Annotated in this window: 18 protein-coding genes; 10 read left to right on the plus strand and 8 right to left on the minus strand. The window is 42.6% G+C overall.

Annotated features, from left to right (window positions below; all coding sequences use genetic code 11):
- Positions 1-10 precede the first annotated feature (10 nt).
- The 4 genes from B9A91_RS14465 (at position 11) to B9A91_RS23980 (ending at position 2,043) form a co-directional block, all read left to right on the plus strand.
- Entirely contained in the window at positions 11-817 is an 807-nt protein-coding gene (locus B9A91_RS14465) for an ABC transporter ATP-binding protein (RefSeq protein WP_084239736.1), read from the plus strand.
- A gap of 8 nt (positions 818-825) precedes the next feature.
- Positions 826-1,374, plus strand: a complete 549-nt coding sequence (locus B9A91_RS14470) for a cob(I)yrinic acid a,c-diamide adenosyltransferase (RefSeq protein ID WP_084239737.1) — start codon at positions 826-828, stop codon at positions 1,372-1,374.
- Between the two features lie 129 nt (positions 1,375-1,503).
- Positions 1,504-1,725 carry a DUF2795 domain-containing protein gene (locus tag B9A91_RS14475; RefSeq protein WP_008240955.1) on the plus strand — a complete coding sequence of 74 codons (222 nt, stop codon included), beginning with the start codon at positions 1,504-1,506 and terminating at the stop codon, positions 1,723-1,725.
- Positions 1,726-1,881: 156 nt separating this feature from the next.
- Complete coding sequence (locus B9A91_RS23980; protein ID WP_144008948.1) at positions 1,882-2,043, plus strand: lmo0937 family membrane protein; 162 nt, start codon at positions 1,882-1,884, stop codon at positions 2,041-2,043.
- Between the two features lie 48 nt (positions 2,044-2,091).
- On the opposite strand, the gene B9A91_RS14480 is transcribed toward B9A91_RS23980, so the two are convergent.
- Positions 2,092-2,766 carry a 2-C-methyl-D-erythritol 4-phosphate cytidylyltransferase gene (locus B9A91_RS14480; RefSeq protein ID WP_084239738.1) on the minus strand — a complete coding sequence of 225 codons (675 nt, stop codon included), beginning with the start codon at positions 2,764-2,766 and terminating at the stop codon, positions 2,092-2,094.
- Between the two features lie 8 nt (positions 2,767-2,774).
- Positions 2,775-3,824, minus strand: coding sequence for a tRNA preQ1(34) S-adenosylmethionine ribosyltransferase-isomerase QueA (gene queA, locus B9A91_RS14485; protein WP_084239739.1), 1,050 nt, complete (start codon positions 3,822-3,824; stop codon positions 2,775-2,777).
- Positions 3,825-4,030: 206 nt separating this feature from the next.
- Between queA and B9A91_RS14490 the strand changes: the two genes are divergently transcribed.
- Both B9A91_RS14490 and B9A91_RS14495 read left to right on the plus strand, forming a co-directional pair.
- Positions 4,031-4,735: a hypothetical protein gene (locus tag B9A91_RS14490; protein WP_084239740.1), complete on the plus strand. Its 705-nt coding sequence runs from the start codon at positions 4,031-4,033 to the stop codon at positions 4,733-4,735.
- A gap of 93 nt (positions 4,736-4,828) precedes the next feature.
- Positions 4,829-6,070, plus strand: coding sequence for an ABC transporter permease (locus B9A91_RS14495; protein WP_084239741.1), 1,242 nt, complete (start codon positions 4,829-4,831; stop codon positions 6,068-6,070).
- Between the two features lie 235 nt (positions 6,071-6,305).
- Here the strand turns inward: B9A91_RS14495 and B9A91_RS14500 are convergent, their stop codons facing one another.
- Positions 6,306-7,499 carry a pyridoxal phosphate-dependent aminotransferase gene (locus tag B9A91_RS14500; protein ID WP_200815665.1) on the minus strand — a complete coding sequence of 398 codons (1,194 nt, stop codon included), beginning with the start codon at positions 7,497-7,499 and terminating at the stop codon, positions 6,306-6,308.
- A 113-nt stretch (positions 7,500-7,612) separates the two neighbouring features.
- Between B9A91_RS14500 and B9A91_RS14505 the strand changes: the two genes are divergently transcribed.
- From B9A91_RS14505 to B9A91_RS14520, 4 genes are read left to right on the plus strand one after another with little or no spacing between them, the layout of a single operon-like run.
- Positions 7,613-8,614 (plus strand): cation diffusion facilitator family transporter, encoded by a 1,002-nt coding sequence (locus B9A91_RS14505; RefSeq protein ID WP_084239742.1) that lies wholly within the window; start codon positions 7,613-7,615, stop codon positions 8,612-8,614.
- Positions 8,611-9,051, plus strand: a complete 441-nt coding sequence (locus B9A91_RS14510; RefSeq protein ID WP_084239743.1) for an NUDIX domain-containing protein — start codon at positions 8,611-8,613, stop codon at positions 9,049-9,051. Before B9A91_RS14505 ends, B9A91_RS14510 begins: the two co-directional genes overlap by 4 nt.
- Entirely contained in the window at positions 9,048-10,313 is a 1,266-nt protein-coding gene (gene bioA, locus B9A91_RS14515) for an adenosylmethionine--8-amino-7-oxononanoate transaminase (RefSeq protein WP_084239744.1), read from the plus strand. Before B9A91_RS14510 ends, bioA begins: the two co-directional genes overlap by 4 nt.
- 1 nt (position 10,314) lies before the next feature.
- On the plus strand, positions 10,315-10,926 hold the full coding sequence (locus B9A91_RS14520) for a hypothetical protein (protein WP_084239745.1): 612 nt from the start codon (positions 10,315-10,317) through the stop codon (positions 10,924-10,926).
- Here the strand turns inward: B9A91_RS14520 and pdeM are convergent.
- The 5 genes from pdeM to B9A91_RS14545 are packed head-to-tail and all read right to left on the minus strand — an operon-like array spanning position 10,916 to position 17,468.
- A complete protein-coding gene (gene pdeM / locus B9A91_RS14525; RefSeq protein WP_084239746.1) occupies positions 10,916-11,551 on the minus strand; it encodes a ligase-associated DNA damage response endonuclease PdeM in 636 nt (211 codons plus the stop codon). The two genes, B9A91_RS14520 and pdeM, sit on opposite strands and share 11 nt — an antisense overlap.
- Positions 11,541-14,021: a ligase-associated DNA damage response DEXH box helicase gene (locus B9A91_RS14530; protein ID WP_084239747.1), complete on the minus strand. Its 2,481-nt coding sequence runs from the start codon at positions 14,019-14,021 to the stop codon at positions 11,541-11,543. The genes pdeM and B9A91_RS14530 overlap by 11 nt, the downstream gene beginning before the upstream one ends.
- A 24-nt stretch (positions 14,022-14,045) precedes the next feature.
- A complete protein-coding gene (locus tag B9A91_RS14535; protein ID WP_084239748.1) occupies positions 14,046-15,653 on the minus strand; it encodes an ATP-dependent DNA ligase in 1,608 nt (535 codons plus the stop codon).
- Complete coding sequence (locus tag B9A91_RS14540; protein ID WP_084239749.1) at positions 15,650-16,651, minus strand: ligase-associated DNA damage response exonuclease; 1,002 nt, start codon at positions 16,649-16,651, stop codon at positions 15,650-15,652. Before B9A91_RS14540 ends, B9A91_RS14535 begins: the two co-directional genes overlap by 4 nt.
- Before the next feature lie 49 nt (positions 16,652-16,700).
- Positions 16,701-17,468 (minus strand): DUF2625 domain-containing protein, encoded by a 768-nt coding sequence (locus B9A91_RS14545; protein WP_200815666.1) that lies wholly within the window; start codon positions 17,466-17,468, stop codon positions 16,701-16,703.
- Between the last annotated feature and the right edge of the window lie 85 nt (positions 17,469-17,553).

Here is a 17,553-nt window from a genome sequence, read left to right on the forward strand (position 1 = left end):
TAAAAAAGTGATGGAGAAAGAAGCAACATCAGCTAAGCTGGGTATATTGAATGGAAAGACAGATAAAGCCTTGATCAACATTAAAGATATTGGCCGGAAATACGTCATCGGATCTGAAGTGATACATGCATTAAAGTCGGTTACGCTGGACATTCATAAAGGCGAATTTGTTGCTTTGATGGGCCCCTCTGGTTCAGGGAAATCTACGTTAATGAATATCTTAGGCTGTCTGGATACACCAAGTAAAGGTGATTATGTTTTAAATGGTACCAATGTTAGTCATATGAGTGATAATGATCTGGCCGAGGTAAGGAATAAAGAAATCGGTTTTGTTTTTCAGACATTTAACCTGCTCCCTCGGTCCACCTCTCTCGACAATGTGGCCTTACCACTGATTTATGCAGGTGCAAATAAAAAAGACAGGGATGCACGTGCCCTCATAGCGCTTGAGAATGTAGGCCTTGGGAATCGTGTAGGCCATAAGCCTAATGAACTTTCGGGTGGACAACGACAACGGGTTGCAGTTGCAAGGGCTTTGATCAATAACCCATCCATTATTCTGGCTGACGAGCCTACCGGAAATCTGGACACAAAGACTTCTATTGAGATTATGGGGCTTTTGGAGGAGATTCATAGTAAAGGAAACACAATCATCCTGGTGACGCATGAAGAAGATATTGCACAGCATGCACACCGGATTGTAAGGATGCGCGACGGCTTGATTGAAAAGGATTACCAAAACACTGACATTAAAACGGTCTCGCCCCGTTTATCCGGATTAAAAGAAAAGGGCGATGATTTTGAAAAGATAAATTAGCAAGACGGATGAAAATATACACCAAAACAGGTGATAAAGGATTAACATCGCTGATAGGGGGTACCAGGGTGCCTAAATTTCATTTAAGAATAGAATGTTATGGCACTGTAGATGAATTGAATTCTTATATCGGCCTGATTATGTGCCAGGATATTGAAGTGCATCATCAAAAAATACTGAAGGAAATACAGGACCGCCTTTTCACGGTTGGGGCGTCTTTGGCTGCTGATCCGGAAAAATCGAGGATGAAGATCCCGGATCTTCATGAGAGCGATATCAATCTGTTGGAGCAGGAAATAGACAACATGAACGAAACGTTACCAGAATTGAAACATTTTGTACTCCCTGGCGGAACTACTGTAGTTTCCTATTGTCATATTGCCCGGTGCATTTGCCGCAGGGCCGAACGCTTAACCGTTCATTTAGCGTCTGATAGCTTTGTTGACGAAAAAATGACTGTTTATTTGAACCGTTTAAGTGATTATTTGTTTGTTTTGGCACGAAAACTGAATTCAGAAGCTAAAACAGAGGAAAATATCTGGATTCCGCGATTGTAAAACAGTCAGAGCAGATGTAACTGGAAAACAAAGCTATAGTAACAAAAATAGTGGAAAAAAAGTTTGTTTTGCTCGTGTTTTTTAATATACTTTTGCGAAATAAATTTGAATAACCTAATAGTAATAAATATGTATTGGACACTAGAACTCGCATCGCACCTGGAAGACGCTCCATGGCCTGCAACAAAAGATGAATTGATTGATTATGGTATACGATCAGGCGCACCTGTAGAGGTGATCGAAAATTTACAAGCTTTGGAAGATGATGGCGAACCCTATGAAACTATAGAAGAGATCTGGCCTGATTATCCGACAAAGGATGACTTCTTTTTTAATGAAGATGAATATTAAGGTTTAATTAAAAACCATAACAAGTATAAAGGCCCTGGATTTTCCAGGGCCTTTTATTTTCAGAACTTTTTAGTTTGGTTATTGTTAATGTAATGTCATGGGGCAAATGATACCCTATGCCATACTTAAAAAACATATATCTAAAAATTAATTGTTATGGGAAATCTACTTTATCTTGTGGCCGTAGTATTGGTAATATTATGGATTATTGGCTTCTTTTTTAATGGGTTCGGCCCTAATGTGGGTGGATTAATCCATATTTTACTGGTCATTGCAGTAATTGCAATTCTGTTAAAAGTTATTAACAGAGCCGCATAATACGATAGCTTTAGTTGCACAGCACATCTGCTGTGCAACTAAAGTAGTTTAGTTTCTATTTTTCATGAAGATAGCAGCGATCTCCAAATCTTCAGGATAGGTAATCTTTATGTTTTTCCTTTCGCCTTCAATCAGATAGATGTTATGCCCGGAATATTCAGCTACAGAAGCGTCATCTGTAAATTCATTTCTGAAAGGAACCTGGTATGCTTTTTTTAAGACATCCACATTAAATGTCTGGGGTGTTTGCACCAATGTAAGTTCATTTCTGCTCAAGGCTTCGTTTGTACCATCATTTAATAACCTTCTTGCCGAATCTGAAGGTGGAATGCAGGGGATGCAATTGCCCAGCTCTTCGGCATTCCGGTAAGATCTTAGAATTAAGTCTGATGAAACCAAGGGCCTTACGGCATCATGAACCGCTACAATCCCCTTACCTGTAATGGCCCTTAATCCATTTTTGACAGAATGGAACCTTTGTTCGCCACCTTTAATTACCTGATGATAGATGTCAAAGTTATGGACCGCACAAAGTTCTTCCCAGTAACTATGCTGGTGGATATTCAACACCAGTAGGATTTCCGGATTTAAGGGGCACCGATTAAAAGCTTCAATAGTATGCATAAGCAGTGGCTTTCCATCCAGCAATAAGAACTGTTTGGCAACGGAACTTTGCATTCTGTTGCCAGAGCCACCTGCAACTATAACTGCATAATATTTCATCTGCGCATTTAGATGATCAGCATCGCATCTCCATAGCTATAGAAACGGTATTTTTCTTTTAAAGCCACCTCGTATGCATGTCTTACATAATCATATCCGCCAAAAGCACTTACCATCATTAGCAATGTAGATTCTGGTGTATGGAAATTGGTGATCATTGAGTTTGCAATGCTGAAATCATATGGAGGGAAAATGAACTTGCTGGTCCAATCGTTAGCTGCTTTTAAGGTTCTTGCGGATGAAACAGCCGACTCTATAGCACGCATTGAAGTTGTGCCAACTGCACATACCCTTTTTTTACGTTCAATTGCCTTGTTTACAATATCCGCGTCTTTCTGTTCAATGATAAATTGCTCAGAATCCATCTTATGCTTGGTTAAATCCTCTACTTCAACAGATCTGAATGTGCCCAAACCAACGTGCAAAGTAACCTCAGCAAAGTTTACACCTTTTAACTCCAGGCGTTTCATTAATTCACGACTAAAATGCAAACCTGCAGTAGGGGCTGCAACGGCTCCTTCGTGTTTTGCAAAAATAGTCTGATAGCGTTCTTTATCTTGCGCAGTTGCTTTACGTTTAATGTATTTTGGCAGGGGAGTTTCACCCAGGATTTCAATATTTTTCCTGAATTCTTCATCTGTACCATCAAAAAGGAAACGGATAGTCCGGCCACGTGAGGTGGTGTTGTCAACAACTTCAGCAACCAACAGGTCATCATCTCCAAAATATAGTTTGTTGCCTACCCGGATTTTACGGGCCGGATCAACCAAAACATCCCATAAGCGAAGTTCCTTGTTTAGTTCCCTTAAAAGAAATACCTCAATAGTAGCACCTGTTTTTTCTTTATTCCCGTACAAGCGGGCTGGAAATACTTTGGTGTTGTTCAGGATCATCACATCCTGATCATCGAAATACTCTAAAACATCTTTAAATATTTTATGTTCAATTTTACCACTATCCTTGTGTAAAACCATTAAACGGGCCTCATCCCTCTCTTCTGAAGGATTATTGGCAACCAGTGATTCAGGTAAATTAAACTTAAATTGAGATAACTTCATATGTTTGATGTAATATTTTAGGGCGCAAATTTACGAAATATAATTTTTAATAATGTATAATTATTTTCTTGCCTGCCGATAAATTAGTTTCTTCAATAATTTTATGCCTCAATCTGGACATCTTCAGATTTTCTACAGAATTCGATTATAGTTTTAATTATCTTTATTGTAACTAAAATCTTTTATAAACCTTAAAGTTGTTTCACATGAAAAAAATCTACTTTACTATTGCTGCATTTTTTTTGTTTGTGTGTTTATTAGGTTGTACCAAAAGCAGCGATACCACAGATACACAACTTAGCTACAGCTTCAATGCCATTAACCTGAATGCGTCTTTGACCGCAAACTCAGGTGCAAGCGGTGCCATTGTACCTGCCGGTACACCAGGTAGTGTTAACTGGAGCAGTGCAGGTATAAACATTTCAAAAGTCGAATTCAGCGCTACCCGCGGAGGGAACCCTATTTCACTGGAAACGAAAAATCTGTATGCAGTTAATGCCTTAAAACCAGATTCGCTATCGGGCACCGTTTTTTTGTCTTCAGGTGTATATGAGAAAAATGAATTCAAGATCACTGTTAGCGAGTCAGTAAGTAACCCGCCACTGATCCTTAAAGGGACTTATATAGAAGCCTCGGGTACGGTGATACCTGTTATTGTTCAGCTGAATGTTTCTCAGGTGTTTAAGCTGGAGGCCCCAAGAATCGAAATTAAACAAGGTAAATATATTGCCAGGGTCACTATTGAATTGAATGGCCTGGTGAAGGGGCTTGTTGCGAGCGACTTTGGACAAACAACACGTACTGCGCCAAACAATACCATTCTGGTTAGCAATACTGTAAACAGGGCACTTTTCGAGAAACTGGTATTGAGATTGCCTTCGGTTTTAAGTGTAAGCATGACCAAGCAGTAGGCTGGTTTTTAACTGATATAGGCCGGGCTTTACTTTTTTGAAATTATAAGACGAATTGCTGTAACCTTTTTTGCTAGCTTTGGTCTAAACGTTATGATTATTTTCAGACTAATAGGCGAAAGTTTTAGGTTTGCAGCTGATGCCCTGCGCCAAAATAAATTGCGTACCATGCTTTCCTTACTGGGAATTACCATAGGTATTTTTGCCATCATTTTTGTATTCTCCGCCGCTGATACTTTTAGGAGCAAACTTCAGGAAAGCATAGATAAATTGGGTTCAAAGACCATCTTCGTTCAGAAATGGCCCTGGGGTGGGTTTGGCGATTACCCTTGGTGGAAGTATATGAACAGGCCAGAGGCTTCTTTAAGAGATTACAACGCACTTAAAGAACGTTTGGAGCATGCGGAAGGGGTCTCTTACGAAATTTATGCAGACAGCAGGACGGTGAAATATCGGAGCAATTCTGTAGAAGGAGCGGGTTTAAAAGCGGCATCGCAGGACTTTAACAAAACCTGGAACATAGATTTTCAGGAGGGCCGATATTTTACGGAAAATGAAGGTAAAGCCGGTTCCCCGGTGATCATTCTGGGAGCAGATATCGCCGAAGGCCTGTTTAACGGTGAACCTGCCGTGGGCAAAAAGATCATTGCAATGGGACGACGCCTAACCGTTGTGGGCGTCTTTAAAAAGGAGGGAGAAGATATGCTGGGTATGTCGCAGGATAAGAATATCCTGATTCCCTTAAATTTTGCAAAAAGTTTGTTTGATATAGAAAATGGACGTTATGACCCAACTGTAACGGTAAGAGGTAAAGAGCATATTGCTCTGGATGAAATTGAAAGTGAAATTCGTGGGGCCATGCGGGCCATCCGGAAAATCAGGCCTGGTGCAGATGATGATTTTGCATTAAACAAAAGCACGATTGCTTCTAATCAACTGGATGTAATGTTCGGGGTGGTAGATATTGCGGGATGGGTAATTGGGGGCTTTTCTATTCTTGTAGGCGGATTTGGCATCGCCAATATTATGTTTGTTTCTGTTAAAGAACGTACCAATATCATAGGCATTCAGAAGTCGTTGGGTGCCAAAAATTATTTCATTCTGTTACAGTTTTTATTTGAGGCCATTGCACTTTGTTTGTTGGGCGGTTTGCTTGGTTTGTTCCTGGTTTATATCGTAACGCTCATTTCCGGTGCCCTGGGCTTCGAAATGGTATTGTTTATGAAAAATATAATTCTTGGAATTGGCGTGTCATTTATCATTGGCACCATATCCGGTTTCTGGCCGGCTTACTCGGCCTCAAGGTTAGATCCTGTAGAAGCGATCCGCTCCTAATATGGCTTCCCTTTGCGCTAAAAAAGAAGACATGACCACTCGAAAGCTGGAACCTTTTGCGCCGAAGGAGCGCAAAAATTCCTAGGCTTTCTCCTGGCATGCGCTTCTTTTTTAGAATGGCGGATCAGCATAAACTCGCTATTTTTATTTATATACTGGATATAAAAAAGTCTGGTTATTTTATAATAACCAGACTTTTTTGTGCAAATGTTTTGCACTATTGATGATGTTTTGCTTAGCTCAGTTTGGCTAAAGTTGCTTTTATTCTTGAAACGGCATCCCTCAGTTTATCTTCAGCAGCAGCATAAGAAAGCCTGATACAATCTTCATTACCAAAAGCCTCTCCGGTAACTGTTGATACATGTGCTTCATTTAATAAATACAGGCACAGGTCTTCTGCATTAGTAATTATCTGGTCGCCATTCTTTTTACCAAAATAAGCTTTTACTTCAGGGAAGAAATAGAAAGCACCATCCGGCAGGTTCACTTTAATGCCCGGGATTTCTTTTAACAAAGCATATACGATATCTCTGCGGCTTTTAAATTCGGCCACCATCTGGTTTACTGATTCCAGTCCGCCCTGATAGGCAACAAGAGAGGCCCGCTGGGCTATAGAGCAGGTGCCTGAAGTGATCTGCCCCTGTAATTTATCGCAGGCATTGGCGATTTCTTTGTTTGCAGCCATATAGCCAGATCTCCAGCCAGTCATTGCATAGGACTTAGAAAAACCATTGATTAGGATCACTCTGTCTTTCACGGAATCAAATTCTGCAATTGAAGCATGTTTACCCACAAAGTTGATGTGCTCATAAATCTCATCAGAAATGATGTAGATGTTCGGGTATTTCTCAAAAACAGCAACCAGATCTGCCAGCTCCTCTTTGCTGTATACTGATCCTGTAGGATTGCATGGAGAAGAGAACATGAACAATTTGGTTTTAGGCGTAATCGCAGCTTCCAGTTGTGCGCCTGTTATTTTAAAATTATTCTCTACGGTAGCATTGATAAATACCGTCTCGCCTTCGGCAAGTTTGATCATTTCTGAATAAGATACCCAGTAAGGAGTAGGTACAATTACTTCATCTCCCGGATCAACAAGACACATTACGGCGTTGGCCAGCGACTGTTTGGCACCTGTAGAAACTACAATCTGATCAAAGCTGTAAGTCAGCCCATTCTCTCTCAATAACTTTTCAGCAATAGCTTTGCGTAATTCAGGGTAGCCTGAAACTGGACTGTAATAAGAGAAGTTGTCGTCAATAGCCTTTTTGGCTCCGTCCTTAACAAAATCAGGTGTAAAAAAGTCTGGTTCCCCGAAACTAAGGTTAATAACGTCTATCCCTTGTGCGGATAGTTCTCTACCTAACTTCGCCATTTTGATGGTTTGCGACTCCGATAGGTTGTTGATTCTTTTGGATAAAAATGTCATAGTAATTGGTGCGAAGGCAAATTAAATTTTGTGCGGAAACAAATATATGAACCTCACGCCATTATAAATTAAAAAAAATACTTTTTATATAAATTGACAGCTAAACTGTACTTTTGGATGCTAAACTCAGCAATTTGCAACCTCAGAAAAAAGCCATATTAACCGCATTGTGCATCAGCATCGTGCTCATGCTGGCAAAATTTGTTGCCTATTTTATCACCCATTCCAATGCCATACTTACAGATGCTGCCGAGAGTATCGTAAACGTACTGGCCACTAGCTTTGCATTTTACAGCATTTACCTGACTACGCTGCCTAAAGATGAAAACCATCCTTACGGACATGGAAAAGTAGAGTTCTTTTCAGCTTTTATCGAGGGAACGCTGATTGCCATTGCCGGGGTGATTATTGTTTTTAAATCGGGCTATGACCTGGTTTATCCAAAACCAATTACCCAGCTGTATGAAGGTGCTGCCATTATAGGAGCAACTGGATTGGTAAACCTTTTTGTAGGCTATTACCTGATCAATACAGGAAAGAAACATCAATCTATAACGCTTGAAGCCGATGGTAAGCACCTTTTAACCGATGCAATTACCAGTGCGGGTCTGGTGATTGGCATCCTGCTGATCAGGCTCACAGAAATATACTGGCTTGATAGCGTAATTTCCATACTGTTAGGGCTTTACATCATTTACAATGGGTACAAGCTCACACGTCGTTCGGTAGGTGGTCTGATGGATGAAAGTAATGTTGACCTGGTAGCCACAATTATTGATATACTGCAAAAGAACCGTAAAGATCCCTGGATTGATGTACATAACCTAAGAGCTCAGCAATATGGGGCAGATCTGCACATCGATTGTCACATTACCCTGCCGTATTATTTCGATCTGAACAAGGTGCACCAGGAAATATCTGAAATTGACCAAATGATTAATGGTAAGGCGCACCGTAAAACAGAACTTTTTATCCATGCCGACCCCTGTTTGCCTGCCTGCTGTAATTATTGCCGCATGAAGGAATGTCCGGTCAGACAGGAAGCATTCAGGGGCGAGATTGAATGGACAATTGAAAATGCAACCAAAAACCAAAAACATTTCGACCAGCAATGAGTTATTTTAACGTTAGGGTATACGGGCTGTTGATTAATGAGCATAATGAAGTGCTGATCAGTGACGAGCAATCGGGCGATCGCAGGTTCAGTAAATTTCCGGGAGGAGGTTTGGAACTTGGGGAAGGCTTAATTGATGCATTGAAACGCGAATTCATAGAAGAATGCAATGCGGAAATCGAAGTGCTGTATCACTTATATACCACAGATTTCTACGAACAATCCTCATTTAACGACAGTCAGATCCTGAGTATTTATTATCTGGTTAAAGCCGTAAGCCCACTAAAACTGAATTTTAAAACCATTGCATTCGACTTTGACCAGAATACCCTGCAGTCGTTCCGATGGATCAATATAAACGAACTCAAAACGGAGGACGTGACTTTTAAAACGGATAAAACAGCAATTGAGCTGTTGCTAAAACAAATACATTCATGAGCCTGGCCGAACGTGATGAAAAAGTAATCTGGCACCCTTATACGCAAATGAAAGACCCCTTGCCACATGTTCCGGTTGTAAGGGCCCAGGGGGTGTACCTTTTTGCTGAAGATGGCAAAAAGTATATCGATGCAGTTTCCAGCTGGTGGGTGAATATCCATGGACATGCGCATCCCCATATCGCCGAGAAAGTTGCGGAGCAGCTCCGTACGCTGGAACATGTTATTTTTGCGGGCTTTACCCATGAGCCCGCCGTGCAACTTGCCGAGCGTTTGCTTCCTTTATTGCCGGGAGATCAGACAAAAGTCTTTTACAGTGATAACGGATCTACAGCCGTAGAAGTGGCCTTAAAGATGTGCCTGCAATACTGGACCAATACCAGCAAGGCACGTACAAAGATCATCGCATTTAAAGAGGCTTACCATGGTGATACTTTTGGGGCCATGTCTGTAAGCGGCCGCAGTATATTTACTGACCCCTTTAACGCGTTGTTGTTTGATGTAGAGTTTATAGATCTGCCCAATGCCGGGAATATTGAACAGTTGAAATCCAGGATCAATTACCTTTCAAATGAAGTAGCCTGTTTCATCTTCGAACCTATGGTGCTTGGTGCCAGTGGTATGCTGATGTATGATGCGGCCTACCTGGATCAGTTGATTGAGTGCTGTCAGAAACATGGGATCCTGACCATCGCTGATGAGGTGATGACTGGCTTTGGGCGTACAGGAAAGTACTTTTCCTGTGAAGCGCTGCAAAACAGGCCGGATATCTTTTGCCTGTCTAAAGGCTTGACCGGAGGAACCATGCCTTTGGGCGTTACCACTTGCAACAATAAAATGTTTAATGCTTTTTTGAGTGAGGATAAATTAAAAACGCTATACCACGGGCACTCATTTACAGCTAACCCGGTAGCCTGTGCCGCAGCACTGGCCAGTCTGGATATTTTGCTCGAACCTGACACACTGCTTAACATCAAAAGAATAAGCGAAAGTCACCAGGCATTTGCGGCAAAGATCGGGGGGCATCCGAAACTGAAAAACATCCGGCAAAGGGGTACCATCCTGGCTATGGAATGGGAAACCGGTACTGATACTTGTTATCTTAATGGATTAAGGAACCAGTTGTATCTTTACTTCCTGGAACGCGGTATTGTTATGCGCCCGCTGGGCAATATTTTATATATTTTGCCTCCATATGTGATCAGTAATGAAGATCTGGAGTATATTTACCAAACTATTTTACAGGCATTAAAAGATATATAACATGCAGCTTCAGGCAATTTTAGAGCATATAGTGAAAGACAACGTTTTGCACGCCAAATGGTTAAATACTTTGTCGTACATGGAAAACGCAGGCGCAAAGAAAATCTCAGCCTCAGAACACAAGGAGCAAGTGAACCTGATTGTCCTGAAACACGCTGCCGAGGAGCACCGTCATGCCTATTACCTGAAAAAGCAACTCGATAAACTGGATGGGAATTTATGTAAAACCTATACCAGCGATGAACTGCTTACACCCAACCATACCAAATTCTATTTAAACGCTTTAGACGTTGCTGTTTGCCGCTATTTGAAGCAGCATTTTAACTTAAGCGGATATGAATTGAAATTTGCAGCCTATTTGTTTGTTACCTATGCGATTGAAGTACGTGCAGATGAGCTTTACCCGGTTTATCAGGAGGTTTTAACCGGTGCGGGAAGCAAAGTCAATGTGAAGTCAATTATCCTGGAAGAAGAGGGGCACCTGGAAGAGATGCTGAACCAGTTGAAAACATTTTCGGCAGACTGGGAGGCGCATGCCGGAGTGGTCATTAAAATTGAACAGGAGATGTTCGACAAGTGGATTAAAAATTTGCAGGTTGCGGTTACAGCTTAACCACTTTTTGCGGGGTAATGACATAAAAACTATCGCCTTTACCTGGTGTCATGATTTTTAATCCTGTAAAAACACTAAAAGCCGGCAACACTGCACAATCGGCACCAAAGTAAAAACAAGGGAACTTCAATTGCTGTCTTGCTTTACCATAGAGCATGACACCGGGATGAATATGTCCGGAAATATTGTAATACTCATCAATTGCTGACGGTTTGTCGTGGATAAACCGGAAAGGAAACAGCAGCAGTTCTTTAGAATGTACGGTGATCCCCAGTGCTTCATAGTCTTCATTTCTCAGATCATCGTGATTCCCCTTTACCAGTACCACCTTTAAATCCGGGTATTTTTTCCTCCATTCCATAAAGGCATTTGCATCACTGTTGATGTTGTTGTGGAACATGTCTCCTGTAACCAGGAGGGTTTCAGGCATAAACTGCGTTATCAAATTGCTGAGCCTGTGCAGATCGGTGGTTCCGACAGTTGAGGGTACCTGTATGCCATTTTTTCTGAAATGCGCAGATTTGCCAATGTGCAGATCGCTTACAATGAGCATCTGCTGTGCTTCCCAATAAATTGCCCTCTCTGTACTCAGGACCAGCTGTTCTCCTTTAAAATTAATTGTCATGTTTTCTTTTTGTTTTCTTCTCGGTTTCCGCAGTCATTCTTTCAATGCGCTGGCTCAACTCTTCAGAACTCATGCTGTCCCTCAGGCTATCTACCTTAATGGGAAAGCAGAGTGGGGTGTAACGGTCCGTTTTTACGACTATAATTTTGCTCAACTGTATACGTTGCAGCGCTGCGGCCAGCCGGGGCTCTTCAATCTGCTGATAGAAAGCCTCATCATACGCTTGTCTTAACAATAAATTATGTTTGTCATAATCGCTGAATACATTGAAGAATAAAGCCGCAGATGATTGCAGATGTTTATTGGCTATGTATCTGCCGGGGAAACCCTGGAATACCAAACCTGAAATACAGGCAATATCCCTGAATTTCCTTCTTGCCATTTCAGTGGCATTTACACTAGCCACAATGTCTTCTCCAAGATTTTTGGGGCTGAACAATGCCTTAATGTCTCTTTCGTCTATGGGGATATTTTGTTCGCTCAGCAATTCAAATCCATAATCGTTCATGGCAATAGAAAATGAAATAGGCTGGGTTTTGCTTAGCCTGTAAGCAATTAGTGCAGCCATGATTTCGTGTACCTGGCGGCCTTCAAAGGGATAGGCAAACAGGTGGTATCCGTCTTTTGTTGTGATCAGTTCGATCAGAAACTCATTGTCTTTAGGCACATGCGAAGCTTTTTTCTGCCTTTGAAATAAAGGATAGATGAAATCCAGCTCTATGTCCTGATGCGTTTTATCTAAAGTTTCGTTGTATTTGTTTCTCAGAATGGCACCCAGATTAGCTGTCAACGATATGCGCCCACCCATCCAGCTTGGGGTGATCGCCCTTTTTAACTTACTTTTCCTGACCACAACCGTCATCTCTTTTATCATGATGAATTCCAGTACCCTGCCAGCCAGGGTAAAGCTGTTGCCAGGTTTCATTCTTGATATAAAAGATTCTTCAATCATGCCTATATAGCCACCGGTTATAAATTTAACCTTCAGCATGGGGTCGCTTACTATGGTGCCTATTTGCAAGCGGTGGCGCATGGCTGTCCGCCTGTTTTCTACTTTCCAGCGTCCGTCAATCTTCGCTACCTTGCTGAACTCAGTATATGCGGTCAGGCTGTCGCCTCCAGTGGTAATGAACTGCATGATCCAGCTCCATTCCTGGGGCAGCAGTTCCTGGAAAGCATGGGTTTCCTTTACTTCAAAAAATAGTGTTGCTTCATCGAACCCATCGCCTACGGCAAGGGTAACCAGGTACTGGATCAAGGTGTCGAAGGCCATCACTACCGGTTCCCTACTTTCAATATTTTGTGTTCTGGCTGCTTCTTTAATTGCAGCAGCCTCCACCAGTTCCAGTGCGTGGGTCGGTAAAAAGTAAATGGTGGAGGTTTCGTATGGCGAATGTCCGCTCCGGCCTGCACGTTGTAAAAACCTGGCTACACCCTTTGGTGAGCCGATCTGTATAACGGTGTCAACGGGTTTAAAGTCTACCCCCAGGTCTAATGAAGAGGTGCTGATCACTGCCTTTAAGGCACCGGAATGTAAGGCGTCTTCAATCCAGTTCCGCAATTCATGGTCTATCGATCCATGATGAATGGCCAGCACTCCAGCCAGGTTTTCATCCAGGCCAAGCAGGGTCTGGTACCAGAGTTCCGCCTGTCCGCGGGTGTTGGTGAAAATTAAGGTGGTTTTGCTTTTGTAGATTATTGGCAGGAGTTTTTCGGCCAGTTTATGTCCAAGATGCCCTGCCCATGGCAACAGGTCTATATGATCGGGTAAAACAGACCTGATGTCGATTTTCTTTTCCAGGTCTGCCTTTACAATGGTCTTTAACGCATCTGCATAAGGCACGAGCACTTCCATGGCCTGTTCCATATTACCTATAGTTGCAGATATGCCCCATATCCTGAGCAAGCGGTCAGGCTGCCTTTCCTTAAGCAGACCCTTAATTCTGGAGATACCCAATTCCGTCATTACCCCGCGTTTGCTGCCCAGCAGTTCGTGCCATTCATCTGCTACAATGCATTGCAATGTATCGAAAAAACTGAATGTGTTTTTTTGTGCCAGGAGGAGGTGAATGCTTTCAGGGGTGATGATGAGCACCTCGGGCATCTGCTTTTTCTGCTTCAGTTTTTCATCCTGCGGCGTATCGCCGTTACGGACACCTATATGCCAGTTGAGTTCGAGTGCTGTGCAAACCTCACGCATGGCCCTTGCCAGGTCTTTGGCCAGCGAGCGGAGCGGAGTAATCCAGATGAGTTTCAACCCGGGTTGGTCTGCTTCTTTGTTGATTTCATCAATCACCACAGCCAGGAAAATGGAGAAGGTTTTGCCAAAACCAGTAGGGGCGTTAATAAGGCCGCTATAACCCTCGGCATAATACTGCCAGGCATCGGTTTGAAATTTAAAGGGCTTTCTTCGGGTTTTCCTTAGCCATTTAGTCACCTGTTTGTACCCTTTGCTTTTTTCCAGTTCCATTTTATAAAGCTCAATAACGTAAATCTAAGGGTTTGGCGGTGTTAATGTAGCCTGTAACAATTGTTTTAAGTCATCAAGCGTATTGATTTCATCCGCTTTTTTGTCTTTTCTCCATCGGGCAATGCGTGGAAAACGCAGGGCAAGTCCAGCTTTATGCCTTTTGCTCTCTGTAATTCCCTCAAAAGCAATTTCAAATACCAATTCGGGCTTTACCGTACGTACCGGCCCGAATTTTTCTATGGCATTTTTTACCACAAATGCATTTACTTCCTTTATTTCTTTATCGGTTAATCCTGAATAGGCTTTAGCGATCGTGACCAGCTGTGCCCCATCACGTACTGCAAAGGTATAATCAGTATAAAAATTAGCCCTTCGCCCGCTTCCCTTTTGCGCGTATATCATGACGGTGTCAATTGTGAAGGGGTTGATTTTCCATTTCCACCAGTGACCTCTCTTCCTCCCGCTATGGTATAGGGAATCCAGTTTTTTTAACATGATGCCCTCACTATTGATGTCGCGCGCAGCCATTCTCAGTTGGGTCAGCTGTTCCCAGGTTTCAAACTCAATGATGGGTGATAACAATACGATGCTTTCAGTACGCAATCGCCCAATAGTATCAACCAATAGTTGTCTTCGCGTACTGAGGGGCTCCGACCTCAGGTCATTTCCCCCGTACTCCAGCAGATCGTAACTAAAGAAACCGATTGGTGCATCTGTGAGCTGCGTTTTACCTATCTTTTTTCTATTTAATCTTTGTTGCAGTATGCTGAAAGCCTGCACTGTTCCATCTTTTACAGAGAGTATTTCGCCATCCAGTACCGTTCCATCTTCCAGCTCGTCCCTTAAAAAATGAAGCTCAGGAAACTGTTCGGTTACCAATTCTTCACCTCGGGACCATATGAACAGTTCGCCATTTCTTTTTACAATTTGCCCGCGTATGCCATCCCATTTCCATTCGGCTTGCCATTCGCTGGTCAATCCCAATGCTATAGGTTCTGCTTCAAGGGCATAGGCCAGGCAGAAAGGGTAGGGCCAGGAGTTGTCGGTATTTACATGTGCCCCTGCCAGCAACTCATGGTATGAAATCTGTCCGGGCTCCCATTTACCCATGATGCTATGCATAACCTTGCTGCTTTCTGTTCCACTTAATTTAGCCAGCGCATTTACCAGCATCTTACCAGAGACCCCTATCCGGAAATTCCCTGAAATCAGCTTATTGAAAATGAAGCGTTCAGGTATTTCCAAACTATTCCATGCATTGCCTATAAATGTCTTTTTATAATTATCATCCTTCTCATTGAGCAAAGTAAGGTCACGGATCCATTCATGCAGGTTACGGTTGTCTGAGGTTGTGGGGGGCGGCAGTACCAATGCAATGGTTTCGCTTAAATCACCCACATTGTGGTAACATTCTGTAAAAAGCCAATCCGGAATACCACTTAGTTCAATGGCCCATTGTTTAAGGAGTGCAGTGCTTACAGGCCTTCTGGGACGTTTTCCCGTAAACATGGCAATTACATAAGGTTTATCCAAATCATTGGCCTCTTCAAAATAAGCGGTAAGGGCCGCAATTTTATCGTTGGTCTTATTGCTCAGTTCCAATTGCTGTATGAGTTCTGCAAAACGCTTCAAAGCTGTTCCTCCTCTTCCGCTTCGTCACCATATTGCGTTTTTACCTCATGCGCCGCTATACCAATCTCATTCAGGTACCTGGAAAATACAGCACTGTAACCATGCGTAACAAATACCATTTCGGCTGTTGTAGCCTTGATAGCCGACAGCAGGCCTGGCCAGTCTGCATGGTCACTCAGGGCGAAACCTGCATCGGCACTTTGCCATCTTCTGCCCGCCCTTACCTGCATCCAGCCGGAGCAAATTCCTGTCGCGGCGTTTGTCAGCGATTTTATCCATTTTCCATCAGCAAGAGCGGGTGGCACAATTAAGATCCCCTTTTGGAGTTCCTCTTTTTTGAGGTCGGCATTAATCCGGATCGTTTCGGGTAAATTGACACCCGCATCTATAAGCCTCTCGTTCAGGTTGGCAATAGAATTGTGTACATAAATAGGGGCATAGCCGCCAAGGCCCTTAATGAGACGTTGTGCCTTGCCCAGGCTATAGGCAATTAATACGCTCGTTTTTTGCTTATCATGGTTGGCTGAAACCCAGTTTTTAATCTGATCGAATAGGATCTGCTGTGGTTGCCATTTATAAATGGGGAGCCCAAAAGTACTTTCTGATACAAAAGTATGGCATTTTACAGCTTCAAATTCTGTGCTGATGCCGTCGTATTCTGTTTTGTAATCGCCAGAAACGACGCAAACTTCACCCTTGTATTCCAGCTTTACCTGGGCCGATCCGATGACATGACCTGCCGGAAAAAGACTCACTTTTACGCCATTGATACTGATCTCCTTACCGTAGGGGAGTGTTTCTATTTTTAAGCCAGGACCCAACCTTTGATCAAGAATGGGCTTTGTCAGTTCATGGCAGAGGTAGGCCTGGTTGCCCCATTTTACGTGGTCTGAGTGCCCGTGAGTTGTTACGGCCAGGTTAACAGGTTTCCATGGGTCTATGTAAAAATTGCCCTGTCTACAGTAAATGCCTTTATGGGTAAAGCTGATCAGTGTCATCTGGTGATTAACACGATTTAAGTCTATATAGTTTTAAAATCTGGTATGTCTATTCGGTTTTAGTTCCAGCTTTTGCTTCGAGTTCTTTTTGTTTATTGATGTTGAATTTGAAAAGTTCCTCAGTAGGTACGAGTTTTCGACTACATTTTTCTATGTCCATACCACCCTCTGTCCATAAATACGGGCGAAAGCTATAAGACTTGTTTCCGTCCAGGTTGGCGATAAACTGGTTCCAGGTAGACCACCTCAGCCCCTTATAGAAATCGGTCAGGTTCCCATCAAAACAAAATCGGATAAATTCTGTGTAGCCAAGCTCAAGCGACTCCCATTTCAGGCTGTTGGGGGCCAGGTAATAGATAGATTTTAAATCCTGACCAAAGGCACCGTAGTTTATGGCAAAAAAGCCTCCTACCGCATCGTCGGCAACCAGCAGGTATGCTGGCTGATCACCATATTCTTTAATGGTTTTCCCTTTGTTCCAGGCAGAAACAGAACGATTGAGCTTTACATTCCCCGAACCCAATATCCTTAACCAGCCCTGGTCTACTATGATCCCGCCGGTATTGTAAATTATAGCCCCAAGCGTGGTGTAAGTCGAAACCTGGGTGTTAAACAATGCCTCTTTTGCCTGAGCCGAATCAACTTTAAGGACTTCGACTTTGTTTTTTGCGGAATCTATCCATTTTAAAACAAGGGGCCACGCAGGATCAGTGGTATTAATCAGTTCATCCAGGCTCTGCATTTTTTGCTGGGCAAGGCATGTTAACGTTAAAAAATTGAGGAACAGTATAAAACTGTATTTGATGGCGCGTTTCATTGACTTGTAGGTTTAGCTGTTACAAATTACAGATATCTGCCAAATATAAGAGACAATAGCGTAAAATTTCTATTTTTACAATTCA

Source organism: Pedobacter africanus, from assembly GCF_900176535.1.
In the GTDB taxonomy this organism is placed as follows: domain Bacteria; phylum Bacteroidota; class Bacteroidia; order Sphingobacteriales; family Sphingobacteriaceae; genus Pedobacter; species Pedobacter africanus.